The following is a 14765-nucleotide window of genomic DNA, read 5'->3' on the forward strand; positions in this document are numbered from 1 at the left end:
CGCGGGAGGCCTGTGTTAACGCAGTGGCTGGGGCTGCGCGGCATCGAGAATACGGAAGCTCGACTGTCGCCGGCCCTGCCAATGATCGATCGACAACGTGCCGGCAACATGCAGCGGCCGGCCGCGCGAGCCAAGCAGGAGGCGGCCGAGATCGTTGTCGGCGGCGCGGAAGGCGATCGCCTTCAGGTTCTGGTCGCCGCCCGAAAGTGTAACCTTCACATGGCCGTTGCCGACCGTATCGGCATAACCGACGATATGCGCCGGCAACGCGAAGACGGGTTCGGCATGGCCGGATCCGAACGGCCCGGCCTTCTCCACCATGTCGATGAAGTCGGGACTTGCGGCTCTCGCCGTGAGCGCGCCATCGATCAGAAGTTGGTCTGCCTGGCGGGCGCGACGCGACGCCTCGGCAGCGCCGGCCTCCAAAAAGGCGCGGAATTCCGCGAATTTAGCCGGTTCGATGGTGAGGCCGGCCGCCATCGCGTGACCGCCGCCCTTGACGAGCAAGCCCTTCTCGACAGCCGCGCGAACCAGCCCGCCGAGATCGACGCCGGCAACGGACCGGCCCGAACCCGTGCCCAACCCGTTCGGCATCAGGGCGATGGCAAAGGCCGGCCGGCGGAAGCGTTCCTTTAGCCGCGCGGCGATCAACCCGACGATGCCGGGGTGCCAACGCTCATTCGCCGTGACGATGACGGCAGGCCCCTCGCCCGATCCGATCTCCGCGTCAGCCTCAGCGACAGCCTCCTCAAGCATCGAGGTTTCAATGGCTTGTCGCTGTTTATTCAAATCGTCCAGTTCGATCGCGATCCGCTCGGCCTCGGCCGGATCGTCGAGCGACAGAAGCCGAGCCCCCAGAGCCGCATCGCCGATCCGCCCGCCGGCATTGATCCGAGGGCCGATCAGGAAGCCGAGATGGTAGGGCGCAACGGGCGCATCGATGCGGGCGGCCTGCGAGAGCGCGGCAAGCCCCGGATTGGCGCGGCGGCGCACCGCCAGAAGGCCCTTGGTGACAAAGGCGCGGTTCAAGCCGATCAACGGCACGACATCGCAGACCGTGCCGAGCGCGACCAGGTCAAGCCATTGCATCAGATCCGGCTCGGGTCGCGTCTCGCCATACCAGCCGCGCCTGCGCAGTTCGCGATTGGTGGCAACAACGGCGAGGAACGTCACGCCCACAGCCGCGAGATGGCCGAGACCGGAGAGATCGTCCTGTCGGTTTGGATTAACCACGGCTAGAGCCGGCGGCAGCTCCGCACCCATCTGGTGGTGGTCGAGCACAACAGCGAGCCGACCCAGATCGCGGGCGACGCCCAGCGCCTCATGGCTTGTCGAGCCGCAATCGACCGTGACGATCAGGTCCGCGCCCTCTTCGACGAGGGTGCGGATGGCGTCCGGATTGGGGCCATAGCCCTCAAAAATGCGATCGGGAATATAGATCCGCGTCTCGACACCTTGATAGCGCAGGAACCGCGCCAACAACGCCGAGGACGTAGCGCCATCCACGTCGTAATCGCCGAAGATCGCAACATGTTCGCCGGCGACAACAGCATCGGCAATACGGGCCGCCGCGGCGTCCATGTCGGTCAGGACCGACGGATCTGGCATCAGCCGGCGAAGGCTCGGATCGAGGAAATGCGCGGCATCATCGAGGGCAACACCGCGACCGGCCAGAACACGTGCGACCAGTTCCGGGATTTCATGGCGCTGCGCCATGGCCGTCGCGACCAAACTCGAGGTTGCGTCGACCCGTTCGGTCCAGCGGCGCCCCGTCACGGACCCCTCCACGCCGAGAAAGGCGCGCCGTGCGTCGCTGGATGTCATGGACATGGAAACCGGATCAGACCTCGTTGTCGAACTTATCGAGATCGCGGTGTGTTGCCTTTATCCAGCGAACCGTGCCGGAAGACGAACGCATGACGACCGTATCCGTCGTGATCTCGCCATTCCGGGCGAAGCGCACACCGGAGAGCAGATTGCCGTCCGTGACGCCGGTGGCCGCGAAGAGCACGTCGCCCTTGGCCATCTCGTCATGCGTGAACTTCTTGTCGAAGTCCTTGACGCCCATCCTGGCTGCGCGTTCGCGTTGAGCGTCCGACTGCGTCACCAGGCGTCCCTGCATCTGGCCGCCGATGCAGCGCAGCGCCGCCGCAGCCAGCACGCCTTCAGGCGCGCCGCCAATGCCGAGATAGATGTCGATGCCGGTCTCGTCGGGATTGGTGGTGTGGATGACGCCAGCAACGTCGCCATCGCCGATCAGGCGAAGCGCCGCGCCGGTGGCGCGCACGTCCTCGATCAGCTTGGCATGGCGCGGACGGTCGAGAATGCAGGCGGTGATCTCGTTGATCGGCACGCCCTTGGCGGCGGCCAGCGCCTGGATGTTTTCCATGACCGAGGCGTCGAGATCCACGGTGCCTTTGGCATATCCCGGACCGATGGCGATCTTCTGCATGTACACGTCTGGCGCGTAGAGCAGACTGCCGCCCTCGGCGATGGCGATGACCGCCAGCGAGTTCGGCTGGTTCTTGGCGCAGATCGTGGTGCCTTCAAGCGGATCGAGCGCGATATCGACGCGCGGACCGGAGCCGCGACCAACCTTCTCGCCGATGTAGAGCATCGGCGCTTCGTCGCGCTCGCCCTCGCCAATGACGACAGTGCCGTCGATCGGCAGGCGGTTGAGTTCGCGACGCATGGCGTCAACGGCGGCCTGATCGGCCGCCATCTCGTCGCCCCGCCCCCGCCAACGCGCCGCCGCGACGGCCGCGCGCTCGGTCACTCGCACGAGCTCAAGGGTCAGAATGCGGTCAAGGCCGGCTGTCTCTGCATTTCCCGTTATCGCCATGATGCTGCTCCGCCTCAGGCCAGTTGTTCAATGCGTATCATCTGCGGACGCTCGGCAATATGTCCATCCGCCGTAATCAGATCGAGCGCTTCCTTGACCTGCGATTCGGTCGTCTCATAGGTGATGAGCACAACCGGTTGCGGCTCCATCGGACGCGGGTGCTCGGGGGCATCCGCCTTCGGCGCGCGGCGCCGTTGAACAATGGATTCGAGCGAAATATTGTTTTCCGCCATACGCTTGGCGATGGATGCGAAAGCGCCCGGGCGGTCGTAGACGGCCAGTCGGATATAATATCCGCCGGCATGCGCCCGCATCACGGCCTGCTGATAAGGCTGCAGCGTGTGAGCGGGACGGCCAAAGGTACCGACCACGTCGCCGCGTGCCAGATCGGCAATATCGCTCATGACGGCCGAAGCCGTGGCATCTCCGCCAGCGCCCGGACCGGAGAGCACCAGCCGACCAACGAAATCAGCCTCGACGGCCACGGCGTTGGTGACGCCATCGACGCGTGCGATCGGCGACGATTTCGGCACCATGGTCGGGTGAACACGCTGCTCGATGCCGCTCTCGGTGCGAGTCGCGACGCCAAGAAGCTTGATTCGATAGCCCAACTCGTCGGCGGCCTCGATATCGGCCGTCGTGATCGAGCGGATACCCTCGACATAGATCGAGTCGGCATCGATCTCCGTACCGAAGGCGATCGCCGTCAGCAGCGCCAGCTTGTGCGCTGTGTCGAAGCCGTCGACGTCGAAGGTCGGGTCAGCCTCGGCATAGCCGAGCCGCTGCGCTTCCGCGAGGCATGCGTCGAAAGCGATGCCTTCGCGTTCCATCCGGGTGAGGATGTAATTGCAGGTGCCGTTCAAGATTCCGTAGACGCGCCCGACCCGGTTTCCAGCGAGCGATTCGCGCAGCGTCTTGATGATCGGAATGCCACCGGCGGCGGCCGCTTCGAAGTTCAGCGATACGCCGTTGCTCTCGGCGCGACGCGCCAACTCGCCGCCATGCTTCGCCAGCAGCGCCTTGTTGGCGGTGACGACGTGCTTCTTGGCATCGAGCGCGGCGCGCACCGAGTCGGCAGCCGGGCCGTCAGAACCGCCCATAAGCTCAACGAACACGTCGATGTCAGGCGACTGCGCCAGCGACATCGGATCTTCGTGCCAGGTCACGGTCGATAGATCGACACCGCGATCGCGGAAGCGATCGCGGGCCGTTACAGCGGTGACGACGACCGGCCGGCCGCAGCGCAGCGCCAGTTCATTGGCATGGCGCTGCGTCAGACGCAGCAGGGACGCGCCGACGGTGCCGAGACCGGCGACGCCCAGCCGAAGTACTTGATTCATTTAAACGCCCCAGAGGGGCCCGGCTTATCGCCGGGCGCTGCTGATAGGGACGACGTTGTGCAACGTTTTCTCCGCCGTTTCAAGGAAGCGGCGGATATTGCGGGCGGCCTGACGAATCCGCTGTTCGTTCTCCACGAGAGCGATGCGGACATATTCATCGCCATGTTCGCCGAAGCCGACGCCCGGCGCGACGGCGACGTCGGCCTTCTCGATCAGGAGCTTCGAAAATTCGAGGCTGCCCATTTCCTTGAAGGCGTCCGGAATCGGCACCCAGGCGAACATGCTGGCGCGCGGCGCAGGGATCTGCCAGCCGGCGCGGCCAAAGCTGTCGACCAGCACGTCGCGGCGATGCTTGTAGATCTGGCGCATCTCCTCGATGCAATCCTGCGGGCCGTTCAGCGCCGTGGTGGCAGCCACCTGGATCGGCGTATACGCGCCGTAATCCAGATAGGACTTCACCCGCGACAGGGCGGCGATCAGGCGCTCATTGCCGACCGCGAAGCCCATGCGCCAGCCGGCCATGGAATAGGTCTTCGACATCGAGGTGAACTCGACGGCGACATCCATCGCGCCCGGCACCTGCAAGATGGACGGCGGCGGCACATCGTCAAAATAAATCTCGGCATAAGCGAGATCCGACAGCACGAAGAGCTCGTGCTTGCGGGCGAAGGCAACAACGTCGCGATAGAAATCGAGATCGGCCACATGCGCCGTCGGGTTGGACGGGTAGCAGAGCACGACGGCAAGCGGCTTCGGGATGGAGTGCATGACGGCACGTTCCATCGCGTGGAAGAACTCAGGCCCCGGCTCGACCGGCACGGAGCGGATGACGCCACCAGCCATCAGGAAGCCGAAAGCGTGAATCGGATAACTCGGATTCGGCACCAGAATCACGTCACCCGGCGCGGTGATGGCCTGCGCCATGTTGGCGAAGCCTTCCTTCGAGCCGATCGTCGCGACGATCTGCGTGTTCGGATCGAGCTTCACGCCAAAACGGCGCTCGTAGTAGCCGGCCTGAGCCTTGCGCAGGCCATTGATGCCGCGCGATGCCGAATAGCCATGCACGTCGGGACGTGCGGCCGTTTCCGCAAGCTTCTGAACGATATGCGCAGGGGTCGGGAGGTCTGGGTTGCCCATGCCGAGATCAATGATATCGGCGCCCGCGGCTCGAGCGCTCGCCTTAAGCCGGTTGACCTGCTCAAAGACGTATTGCGGCAGACGCCGCACGCTGTGGAACTCGCTCATGACTCCGAATCCATCTTTCTTGGATAGTCGTTAAGCGCCTCACCGGGCGCGGGACGGTTCTACACCGAACCGTAGGCTAAGGAAGCACCCTTATTGCGGGCATTTCGTGGCATCGGCACCGGTCTCTCCGCACCGGTCCTGAATTTCTGACAACGTCTTCTTGGCATGCGTGGCGGCCGTTTTTTCCATCGCAGCGTTGGTCGTTTCGCTCTCTTTTCGCGCCGCCTCGGCAATCCCGGGATCATTGCGGGCGCCCTTGGCCTTGAGGCCGGCAGTCGCGCTCTTCAATTCGTCCGTCGTCATCAGCTTTCCAGGCGGAGTTCCGCCGGCGACGTTGATGTTGGGGAACACGCCGGGACGATCGAGCTCGGGATCCGGGGCGTTGCCCAGCGTCTTCGAAAGCTGCTGCGAACAGGCCGCCAGAGAGACGGACAGCGCCAGCATAAGAAGGAGTGACGCGGAACGAGACCGCTTGATTCCGAACGGATTCATCTTGAACTCATTGTGGTAAGCGGGTCGATAGCATGCGCATCATATCCCTGTGAGCGCGAAGCTATTACACTCCGTGCGTCGGGGAAAGCAGCGCAACCTCTCCGACAACACAATGGCATTCGGGGAAGCGATGGCGAAAGACAAATCCGGAAGCGACGGCACGACCACCGACAGCGCTCCGATCAGCCTCATCATCAAGGATCCCGAGAAATTCGCCCAGAACATCGCCAAGATGATCGAGGGCATGACCCGGGCCGCGAACGCCTTCCTGAAGCCGCGTGAGGACGGCAAGCTTTCGGAGGACGTCACCGACGAGATCGCCGAGATCGTCCGCACGCTGGCGAAGGTTGTCGAATATTGGACCGCCGAACCTGGTCGCAGCATCCAAGCGCAATCAAAGCTTTATGGGCAATATTTCATGCTTTGGACAAGCATGATGCAACGGATGTCCGGCGTTCCGATGCCGCCCGTTGCCGAGCCCGATGCGCGGGATCGCCGCTTTAAGGACCCGCAATGGTCGGAGAACCAGTTCTTCGACTTCGTGAAGCAATTCTACCTGATCACGACGCGCTGGGCGGAGCAGATGGTGGAGAGCGCGACCGATCTGGACCCACATGTTCGCCTCAAGGCCGGCTTCTATGTCCGCCAGATCGCCAACGCGATTTCGCCGTCTAATTTCCTGTTCACCAATCCGGAGATCCTGCGCGACACGCTCGATTCGAGCGCGGACAACCTCGTACGCGGCATGGACATGCTGGCGGAAGACATCGCGGCCGGAAATGGCGAGCTGGTCATCCGCCAGTCCAACAATTCACACTTCGCGATCGGCAAGAACCTGGCGCTTTCGCCTGGCAAGGTCATCCTGCAGACCGAGGTCTGCCAACTGATCCAGTACAAGCCGGCAACGAAGGACGTCCTGAAGCGGCCGCTTCTGATCGTGCCGCCCTGGATCAACAAGTTCTATATCCTCGACCTGAATCCGGAAAAATCCTTCGTCAAATGGGCGGTCGAGCAGGGACATACCGTCTTCGTCGTCTCCTGGATCAATCCGGACGAGCGGCAGGCCGAGAAGAGCTTCGAGCATTATATGCGCGAGGGCATCCTCGAATCGCTCGATACGATCCAGAAGATCACCGGCGAGAACGAGATCAATGCCATTGGCTATTGCGTCGGCGGCACCCTGCTCTCCTACACGCTCGCCTATATGGCGGGCGTCGGCGACACGCGGATCGCCTCGGCGACGCTGTTCGCCACCCAGGTCGACTTCACCCACGCCGGCGACCTCAAGGTCTTCATCGACGAAGAGCAGATCGAGGCAGTCGAAAAGAAGATGAGCGTGCGCGGCTATCTGGAGGGGAAGAACATGACCTCCTCCTTCAATATGCTGCGCTCGAATGACCTGATCTGGTCTTATGTCGTGAACAATTATTTCCGCGGCAAGGAACCGATCCCGTTCGACCTGCTCTACTGGAATTCCGACGCCACACGGATGCCGGCGGCGAACCATTCCTTCTATCTGCGCAATTGCTATCTCGACAACAAGCTGGCCGAAGGCGAGCTTTCGATTGAGGGCAAGCCGCTTTCGCTCGGCGACGTGACCATCCCGATCTACAACCTCGCCACCCGCGATGACCACATTGCGCCCCCGCGCTCGGTGTTCTTCGGCTCGTCCTTCTTCGGCGGGCCGGTGACCTTCGTTCTGGCTGGCTCCGGCCACATCGCCGGCGTCATCAACCCGCCTTCGCGCGGCAAATATCAGTATTGGACGGGCCCAGCGCCGCATGGCGACGGGCTCGATAGCTGGCTTGGCCGCGCCAAGGAACATCCCGGCTCCTGGTGGCCGCACTGGCAGAGCTGGATCGAGGCGCAGGATAGCCAGCGCGTCAAGGCGCGCACGCCCGGCGGCCGCAAGGTCAAGGCGATCGAGGACGCACCAGGCAGCTATGTGAAGGTGATGGCCTGACGATCTGTCCGATCCGCAGCCATAGCGGTGGGACGCCATACAAGAACGGCGCCGGACTGATCCAGTCCGGCGCCGTTCTGTTTTGATCCACGAGCAGCAGAGCGAGCTCTGCCGGCTGACCTAGCCTCAGGTGCCGGCGAGCGCCTGCTCGAGATCGGCAATGATGTCTTCCTTGTCCTCGATGCCGACGGACAGGCGGACGACGTCCGGACCGGCACCGGCGTTGGTCTTCTGCGCGTCGCTCAACTGGCGATGCGTGGTCGAGGCTGGGTGGATGATCAACGAACGCGTGTCGCCGATATTGGCGAGATGCGAGAACAGCTTCACCGTCGACACGACCTTGACGCCGGCGTCGTAGCCGCCCTTGAGGCCGAAGGTCAGCACGGCGCCCGCGCCCTTCGGCACGTAGCGACGAGCAAGGTTATGGTAGCGATCGCCCGGCAGGCCGGCATAGCTGACCCAGGCGACGGCCGGATGATCGATCAGGTACTCGGCGACCGCGCGGGCGTTGTCCGAGTGCTTCTGCATCCGCAGCGGCAGCGTCTCGATGCCGGTCAGGATCAGGAACGAGTTCTGGGGCGAGATCGCCGGGCCGAGATCGCGCAGGCCGAGCACGCGGCAGGCGATGGCGAAGGCGAAATTGCCGAAGGTCTCGGCCAGCACGACGTTGTTATACTCGGCGAGCGGCTGCGACAGCTTCGGATAGCGCGCCTCGCGGGTCCAGTTGAACCGACCGCCGTCGACGATCACGCCGCCCATGGAATTGCCGTGCCCCCCCAGGAACTTGGTCAGCGAATGCACGACGATGTCGGCGCCATGCTCGAACGGCTTGCAGAGATAGGGCGTCGCCAGCGTGTTATCGACGATCAGCGGAACGCCGGCGCGCTTGGCAACCGCGGCGATCGCCGCGATGTCGACGACGATGCCACCAGGATTTGCAATGGATTCGATGAAGATCGCCTTGGTCTTCGGCGTGATAGCCCGCTCGAACGAGGCGATATCGTCGGGATCGGCCCAGACCACGTTCCAGCCGAAGCTCTTGAATGAGTGATTGAACTGGTTGATCGAGCCGCCATAGAGCTTGGTCGAGGCGATGAATTCGTCACCCGGCTGCAACAGCGTGTGGAAAACGAGGAGCTGCGCGGCGTGGCCGGAGGCGACGGCGAGCGCGGCGGTGCCGCCTTCCAGCGCCGCGACTCGCTCTTCGAGCACGGCCGTCGTCGGGTTGGTGATGCGCGTATAGATGTTGCCGAAGGCCTGCAGGCCGAACAGCGACGCGGCATGGTCGACATTGTCAAAGACGAATGCGGTCGTCTGATAGATCGGCGTGATGCGCGCGCCTGTGGTCGGGTCGGGCTGGGCGCCAGCATGGACGGCCAGCGTTGCGAAACCGGGAAGCCTGTCTTCGGACATTCTTGTTCTCCTCCACCATCATTTTTTGATTTGTCTGCTGGAACGATCGTCGAACTACACCGATAACCCGGCAGAGTTGCAAATCGCAGCCATGCATTTCGCCAGAACGGACCGTCTGGCGAATATTCATCCTCCCGGACGGCCGAAGCCGCTCAATCGCTTCAGCCAATCAGGCGCGGACGCTCGATGGCCGGGCAGCGATTCATGACGACCTGAATGCCCTTTTCCTCAAGCCGGGCCGCCTCGGCATCGTTGCGGATGTCGAGTTGCAGCCACATCACCTTGGGCAAGACTGGCAGCGCCAGAATTTCGTCGACCACGCCGCCGATCGCGGCCGAATTGCGGAACACGTCGACCATGTCGATCGCCACAGGCACATCGGCTAGCCGCGGATAGACCTTACGCCCGAACAGTTCCCGCCCGGCAATGCCTGGGTTGATCGGATAGGTCTCGTAGCCCGACGCCGTCAGATAGCCCAGTACACCATGGCTCGGCCGCGCCGGATTGGGACTGGCGCCAATGAGCGCGATAGTCCGCGTGTTGGTCAGGATCTCGCGGATATAAGCATCGTCATAGCGATCGTGGTTCATGAAGCTCAGATCCCCGGCACGACGACAGCCGTAACCGCCCATTTGCCGTCGACCTTGCCATAGCAAACGCTTGTCGCCTGAAATCCGAGCGAGATGTCATTGGTCGCATAGCCGACCTTGCCGGACGGCAGCGCGACCGAATACCAATCCGCCTCGCCGTCCTCACCATCAACTGAGCCCTCTATGAAGGGCACAATGGTGCCGGCCGGCAGCTTGGCCAGAACAGCGGAAGTCTCGTTCGCCTTCTCGCGGAACTCCGTCTCTTCCGACAGGATCCAGAGATTGCTGGACGGCATTCCGGCGGCATCGGCAATGGCGAGCGCCTTGTCGCGATCAAAGATCGGCTCGGCCGGCGAACAGATGGCGCCCCCCGCCGTCTTGGAGTGGCCAAGCGTTCCACGATCCAGCGCGTTTCCGAACAGATCGACAACCAGACCGTCGAGATCCTCGCGGCTGTAATCGACATCGCCCGTAGCGGTCAGCGTCGCCGCCTGGTCCAGCCGCTCGTCGCCCGGACGCTTGTCGGGATCCGGCAGCGCCGCGGGTGGCGTTGCATCCGGAAAGCCGATCATCGGCGAATAGATTTTCACCTCTGGCGCCGCGTTGGCCTTGAGCGTGGCGACGTCGCCCGTTGCGATCGCCGTCTTCAGCGTTTCGACGAGCGCTTTCAGTTCGGCATCGTCCGCTCCCGTCGTGTCATAGGTGACGGTGAGAGCCTCGTAGGGCTTGGTCTGGGTGGCCGGATCTTCGGCGGCAAAGGCCATCGAGCCCAGAAGGGCGAGAATCGCGCCAGCGGCAGTGCTGCAAAGAAGGTTCTTCATGACTGGGGACCTGGCAGTGCGAGGCGACCGGCCTCGTCAAACGGGAAGAACGGATTGTAGGCCACCTCCCAGAGGTGTCCGTCCGGGTCGGAAAAATAGCCCGAATAGCCACCCCAGAACACCTTGGTCGCCGGCTTGACCAGGCGCGCGCCACAAGCCTCGGCATGCGCCAGCGCCGCATCGACCTCGGCTTCGCTCTCGACATTGTGGGCCAGGGTGACGCTGCGAAATCCGTCTCCGGCCGGCGCCACATGGGCATCGTCGGCAAGAGCATTGCGCTCGAATAGTCCCAGCACGACGCCGGAAAGCTGAAAAAAAGCGATGGCGTCCTGGCTCGCAGCGGAAGCCTGCCAGCCAAGCGACTCATAGAATGCTCGCGCCTTCGGCACGTTGGCGACGCCGAGCGTCACAATGCTGAGCCTGGGTGCGAGGCCTACATTCGTCATATTATCTTCCCCGTCACGATCCGGCCGGCAGCATAGCGGATCGTCCGGCGCGGTACAGGGGCAGTTCGCCGTCAATCACTGCGCACCGCCCCCTGCGGTCAGAGGAATGGCGCCGATCCAATCCTGCGCCACACCTCGAAAATGGTAGTCGATCCTGCCCCTCGATTGCCGCCGGTTCCCAAGCCTATGGTTGAGAAAAGGGTGCGCCGCGCCTGAACTCCACCAGGGAGCTCAGGCAGCAGGCCCCGCCCTATGTCGTCGCGAGGATGAAGGCGCCCGTGGCGAAAAGCAGCACCACCACGAGACCCCATCGCACCAACGGGTGCTTCCATACAGTCCACATTCTGACGTCCCCCATTTCAGCCCGAACCGGCACACTCCGATTCACCGCATTCCTCTTAACATGCATCCGTGCAGGGACGGCGCATCCGAACCGCAATCCCCCGCGATGGTTCCTTAGCTGCCATTCCTTTGTCCCGGCGGCAGTCAGCGCGAGCGTAACAACGGCCTACAGCACCAACAAAACGCTCATATCGATATGGTATAATAATACCGTATACGTAAGATATTGATTTTGCTATTTTAATTTGCGCGCGACCTCGCGCTCCGTGCTTGACGGAATCTTTGGCTCAGGCTACACACCGGCACGATCGATGGGACCGTGTGTCCCGTTGCCGCTAATCCTGCCCGAACGGGGCACGAGAAAACGAGTTCAACAATGAGCACAATTTCCACCAAGCCGGCGGACGTCGTGAAGAAGTGGGTCCTGATCGACGCTGAAGGGCTGGTCGTTGGCCGCCTTGCAAGCATCGTCGCGAACCGCCTTCGCGGCAAGCACAAGGCCAGCTTCACGCCGCACGTCGATGATGGCGACAACATCATCATCATCAACGCTGAAAAGTGCGTCTTCACCGGCGCCAAGTATACCGACAAGCGGTACTACTGGCACACCGGCTATGTCGGCGGCATCAAGGAGCGCAGCCCGCGCCAGATCATCGAGGGTAAGTTCCCCGAGCGTGTTCTGGAGAAGGCTATCGAGCGCATGATCCCCGAGGGTCCGCTTGGCCGTCGCCAGCTGAAGAACCTGCGCGTCTATGGCGGTTCCGAGCATCCGCACGAAGCACAGCAGCCCGAGACGCTCGACGTCGGCGCCCTGAATGCCAAGAACAAGAGGATTGCCTGAACATGGCTGATCTCCAGTCCCTCCAGGACCTCGCTGTAATCTCGACCGAGAACGCGGCACCTGTCCATGTGCAGAAGCTTGACGCCCAGGGCCGCGCCTACGCGACCGGCAAGCGCAAGAACGCCATCGCTCGCGTCTGGATCAAGCCGGGCACCGGCAAGATCGTCGTGAACGGCAAGGAATACCGCGGCTACTTCGCTCGCCCGGTTCTGCAGATGCTCGTCCAGCAGCCGATCGGCGTTGCTTCGCGTACCGACCAGTATGACATCAACGCCACGGTTGCTGGCGGTGGTCTCTCCGGTCAGGCCGGCGCGCTGCGTCACGGCATCTCGAAGGCTCTCACCTATTACGAGCCCGAGCTGCGCGCTGTCCTCAAGAAGGGTGGCTTCCTGACCCGCGACAGCCGCGTCGTCGAGCGCAAGAAGTACGGCCACGCCAAGGCCCGCCGCAGCTTCCAGTTCTCGAAGCGCTAATCGGCGTCTATACGACGTTTTCGAAGGGGCGCTTCGGGCAACCGCAGCGCCCTTTTTCTATGTCTGCCTGTTTCATAGCGGTGTCATCACCGCGCGAGATCCTTGCGGGTGGCGCCAGCGCCCCCATCTTCTGATGCCTGAACGGAGGCGAGCCCATGGTATCCACGGTCTTCATCGACGGCGAAGCCGGCACGACGGGTCTGCAGATCCGCCAGCGGCTGGAAGGCCGCAGCGACATCCAGTTGCTGTCGATCGCGCCGGAGCGTCGCAAGGAGACTGCGGCCAGGGCCGAACTGCTGAACAGCGCCGACGCCGTCATCCTCTGCCTGCCGGATGCAGCCGCCAAGGAAGCCGTCAGCCTGATCGACAATCCGAAGGTCAAGGTGATCGATGCCTCGACCGCCTACCGGACTGCGGCCGACTGGACCTATGGCTTCGCCGAACTGGACAAGGCACAGCGGGCGAAGATCGCCGCCTCGACGCGGATTTCCAATCCCGGCTGCTATGCGACCGGCGCGATCGCGCTGCTGCGTCCATTGGTGTCGGCGGGACTTCTGCCCGCCTCCTGGCCGGTCACGATCAACGCCGTCTCCGGTTATTCCGGTGGCGGCAAGTCGATGATCGCCGAGTTCGAGGATCCGGCCTCCGCCCACTACACGCACGAGAACTTCCGCATCTATGCGCTGCCGCTGCAGCACAAGCATGTGCCGGAGATCCAGAAGCACGGTCAGCTTGGCCAGCGCCCGATCTTCGCACCGTCGGTCGGCCGCTATGCGCAGGGCATGATTGTCGAGATCCCGCTGCATCTGGACCTGATCCCGGGCAAGCCGTCGCTTGCTGCGTTGAACGAAGCCCTCACCGCTCACTATGCCGGCGAGCGCTTTGTCACCGTCGCGGGGCTGGAAGAGTCGGGCGCGATGACCGGCCTCGACCCCGAAGGGCTGAACAGCACCAACCGGATGAAGCTCTTCACCTTCGGCACGGAAGGCGCCGGCCAGGCCCGCCTCGTCGCCCTGCTCGATAATCTCGGCAAGGGAGCGTCGGGTGCGGCCGTGCAGAACCTGAACCTGGTTCTCGGCCTCGACGAGGCGAGCGGCCTCAACTAGACCGCCATCCTATTCCACGCATCATAACGGCCGTGTCGTCGGGCTCCAGCCAGGAAGACACGGCCGTTTGCGTGTGCGGGCCAACATCGCGTGCAAATCTTCGCGTCTGACGTGTCCCGACCGTTTCCTTGACGCAACGGCAGCGCTACCTTCCGTCGATCCGGATCTTCCGGCCAGAACGAACGAGGGAGCCTGAAAATGCCTGCCACGGTCCTTCTTCATCCCCTGATCGACCACGGCATCCGCAAGGGCGCGGATGATTTCGTCGGCGGAACGCTGGTCTGCCACTGCCTCGACAAACCTGTGAAAGTCGAGATCAAGGGACAGGTCACGCACAACCACGCCTGCGGCTGCACCCAATGCTGGAAGCCGGAAGGCGCGATCGTCGCGATCGTCGCTGTCGCGCCGACCGATCATGTGAGCGTGGTCGCGAACGGCGACAAGCTCGCGGTTCTTAATCCCGCCGCCACCATCCTGCGCCATGCCTGCAAGGTTTGCGGCGTGCATATGCACGGACCGGTCGAGAAGGATCACGGCTTTAGGGGACTGACCTTCCTGCATACCGAATTATCACGCGAGGAAGGCTGGCAGGCGCCGCAATTCGCGGCCTTCGTATCCTCAGTCATCGAAGGCGGCGTCAAGCCGGACCGAATGGGCGCTGTCCGCGCCCGCATCCGCGAACTCGGCATCGAGCCCTATGACTGTCTGTCGCCGACACTGATGGACATGCAGTCCACATTCGCAGCCAAGAAGTCAGGCGTACTGGTCGAATGATCGAAGGGGCAGGCTGGGCATTTCATTCTATCGATGAAATGCCCAGCATCTTTGCATTGTCGCGTTTTCTCACGCGA

General features: G+C 63.0%; 14 protein-coding genes. 5 read left to right on the plus strand and 9 right to left on the minus strand.

Going from position 1 to position 14765, the window contains the following annotated elements; translation table 11 throughout:
• Positions 1 to 15 precede the first annotated feature (15 nt).
• From recJ to OSH12_RS10465, 5 genes are all read right to left on the minus strand, one after another.
• Positions 16 to 1830 (minus strand): single-stranded-DNA-specific exonuclease RecJ, encoded by a 1815-nt coding sequence (gene recJ / locus OSH12_RS10445; protein WP_266343489.1) that lies wholly within the window; start codon positions 1828 to 1830, stop codon positions 16 to 18.
• 10 nt (positions 1831 to 1840) lie between these two features.
• Positions 1841 to 2842 (minus strand): class II fructose-bisphosphatase, encoded by a 1002-nt coding sequence (gene glpX, locus OSH12_RS10450; protein WP_266343490.1) that lies wholly within the window; start codon positions 2840 to 2842, stop codon positions 1841 to 1843.
• Positions 2843 to 2856: 14 nt separating this feature from the next.
• Positions 2857 to 4182, minus strand: coding sequence for a homoserine dehydrogenase (locus OSH12_RS10455; RefSeq protein ID WP_266343491.1), 1326 nt, complete (start codon positions 4180 to 4182; stop codon positions 2857 to 2859).
• Between the two features lie 24 nt (positions 4183 to 4206).
• Positions 4207 to 5427 (minus strand): LL-diaminopimelate aminotransferase, encoded by a 1221-nt coding sequence (locus OSH12_RS10460; protein ID WP_266343492.1) that lies wholly within the window; start codon positions 5425 to 5427, stop codon positions 4207 to 4209.
• A gap of 90 nt (positions 5428 to 5517) precedes the next feature.
• A complete protein-coding gene (locus OSH12_RS10465; protein WP_266343493.1) occupies positions 5518 to 5730 on the minus strand; it encodes a hypothetical protein in 213 nt (70 codons plus the stop codon).
• 319 nt (positions 5731 to 6049) lie between these two features.
• On the opposite strand from OSH12_RS10465, the gene OSH12_RS10470 reads away from it, so the two are divergent.
• Positions 6050 to 7882, plus strand: coding sequence for a PHA/PHB synthase family protein (locus OSH12_RS10470; protein WP_266343494.1), 1833 nt, complete (start codon positions 6050 to 6052; stop codon positions 7880 to 7882).
• Positions 7883 to 8008: 126 nt separating this feature from the next.
• Here OSH12_RS10470 and OSH12_RS10475 read toward each other — a convergent pair whose 3' ends face one another.
• From OSH12_RS10475 to OSH12_RS10490, 4 genes are all read right to left on the minus strand, one after another.
• Complete coding sequence (locus tag OSH12_RS10475; protein ID WP_266343495.1) at positions 8009 to 9295, minus strand: O-acetylhomoserine aminocarboxypropyltransferase; 1287 nt, start codon at positions 9293 to 9295, stop codon at positions 8009 to 8011.
• A gap of 161 nt (positions 9296 to 9456) precedes the next feature.
• Positions 9457 to 9885 carry a CoA-binding protein gene (locus OSH12_RS10480; protein WP_266343496.1) on the minus strand — a complete coding sequence of 143 codons (429 nt, stop codon included), beginning with the start codon at positions 9883 to 9885 and terminating at the stop codon, positions 9457 to 9459.
• 5 nt (positions 9886 to 9890) lie between these two features.
• The gene (locus OSH12_RS10485) at positions 9891 to 10706 is read right to left on the minus strand and encodes an SH3 domain-containing protein (protein ID WP_266343497.1); all 816 of its coding nucleotides are present in this window, start codon (positions 10704 to 10706) and stop codon (positions 9891 to 9893) included.
• Entirely contained in the window at positions 10703 to 11152 is a 450-nt protein-coding gene (locus OSH12_RS10490; RefSeq protein WP_266343498.1) for a VOC family protein, read from the minus strand. The genes OSH12_RS10485 and OSH12_RS10490 overlap by 4 nt, the downstream gene beginning before the upstream one ends.
• Positions 11153 to 11870: 718 nt before the next feature.
• Here OSH12_RS10490 and rplM point away from each other — a divergent pair.
• The 4 genes from rplM to gfa all read left to right on the plus strand — a co-directional run bounded on the left by rplM (position 11871) and on the right by gfa (position 14688).
• The gene (gene rplM, locus OSH12_RS10495) at positions 11871 to 12335 is read left to right on the plus strand and encodes a 50S ribosomal protein L13 (protein WP_266343499.1); all 465 of its coding nucleotides are present in this window, start codon (positions 11871 to 11873) and stop codon (positions 12333 to 12335) included.
• Positions 12336 to 12337: 2 nt separating this feature from the next.
• Positions 12338 to 12808 carry a 30S ribosomal protein S9 gene (rpsI, locus tag OSH12_RS10500; protein ID WP_266343500.1) on the plus strand — a complete coding sequence of 157 codons (471 nt, stop codon included), beginning with the start codon at positions 12338 to 12340 and terminating at the stop codon, positions 12806 to 12808.
• 155 nt (positions 12809 to 12963) lie between these two features.
• A complete protein-coding gene (argC, locus tag OSH12_RS10505) occupies positions 12964 to 13914 on the plus strand; it encodes an N-acetyl-gamma-glutamyl-phosphate reductase (protein ID WP_266343501.1) in 951 nt (316 codons plus the stop codon).
• Positions 13915 to 14112: 198 nt separating this feature from the next.
• Entirely contained in the window at positions 14113 to 14688 is a 576-nt protein-coding gene (gene gfa / locus OSH12_RS10510) for an S-(hydroxymethyl)glutathione synthase (RefSeq protein WP_266343502.1), read from the plus strand.
• Positions 14689 to 14765: the final 77 nt, after the last annotated feature.

The sequence above is a fragment of the Kaistia terrae genome, from assembly GCF_026344005.1.
Classification (GTDB): Bacteria; Pseudomonadota; Alphaproteobacteria; order Rhizobiales; family Kaistiaceae; genus Kaistia; species Kaistia terrae.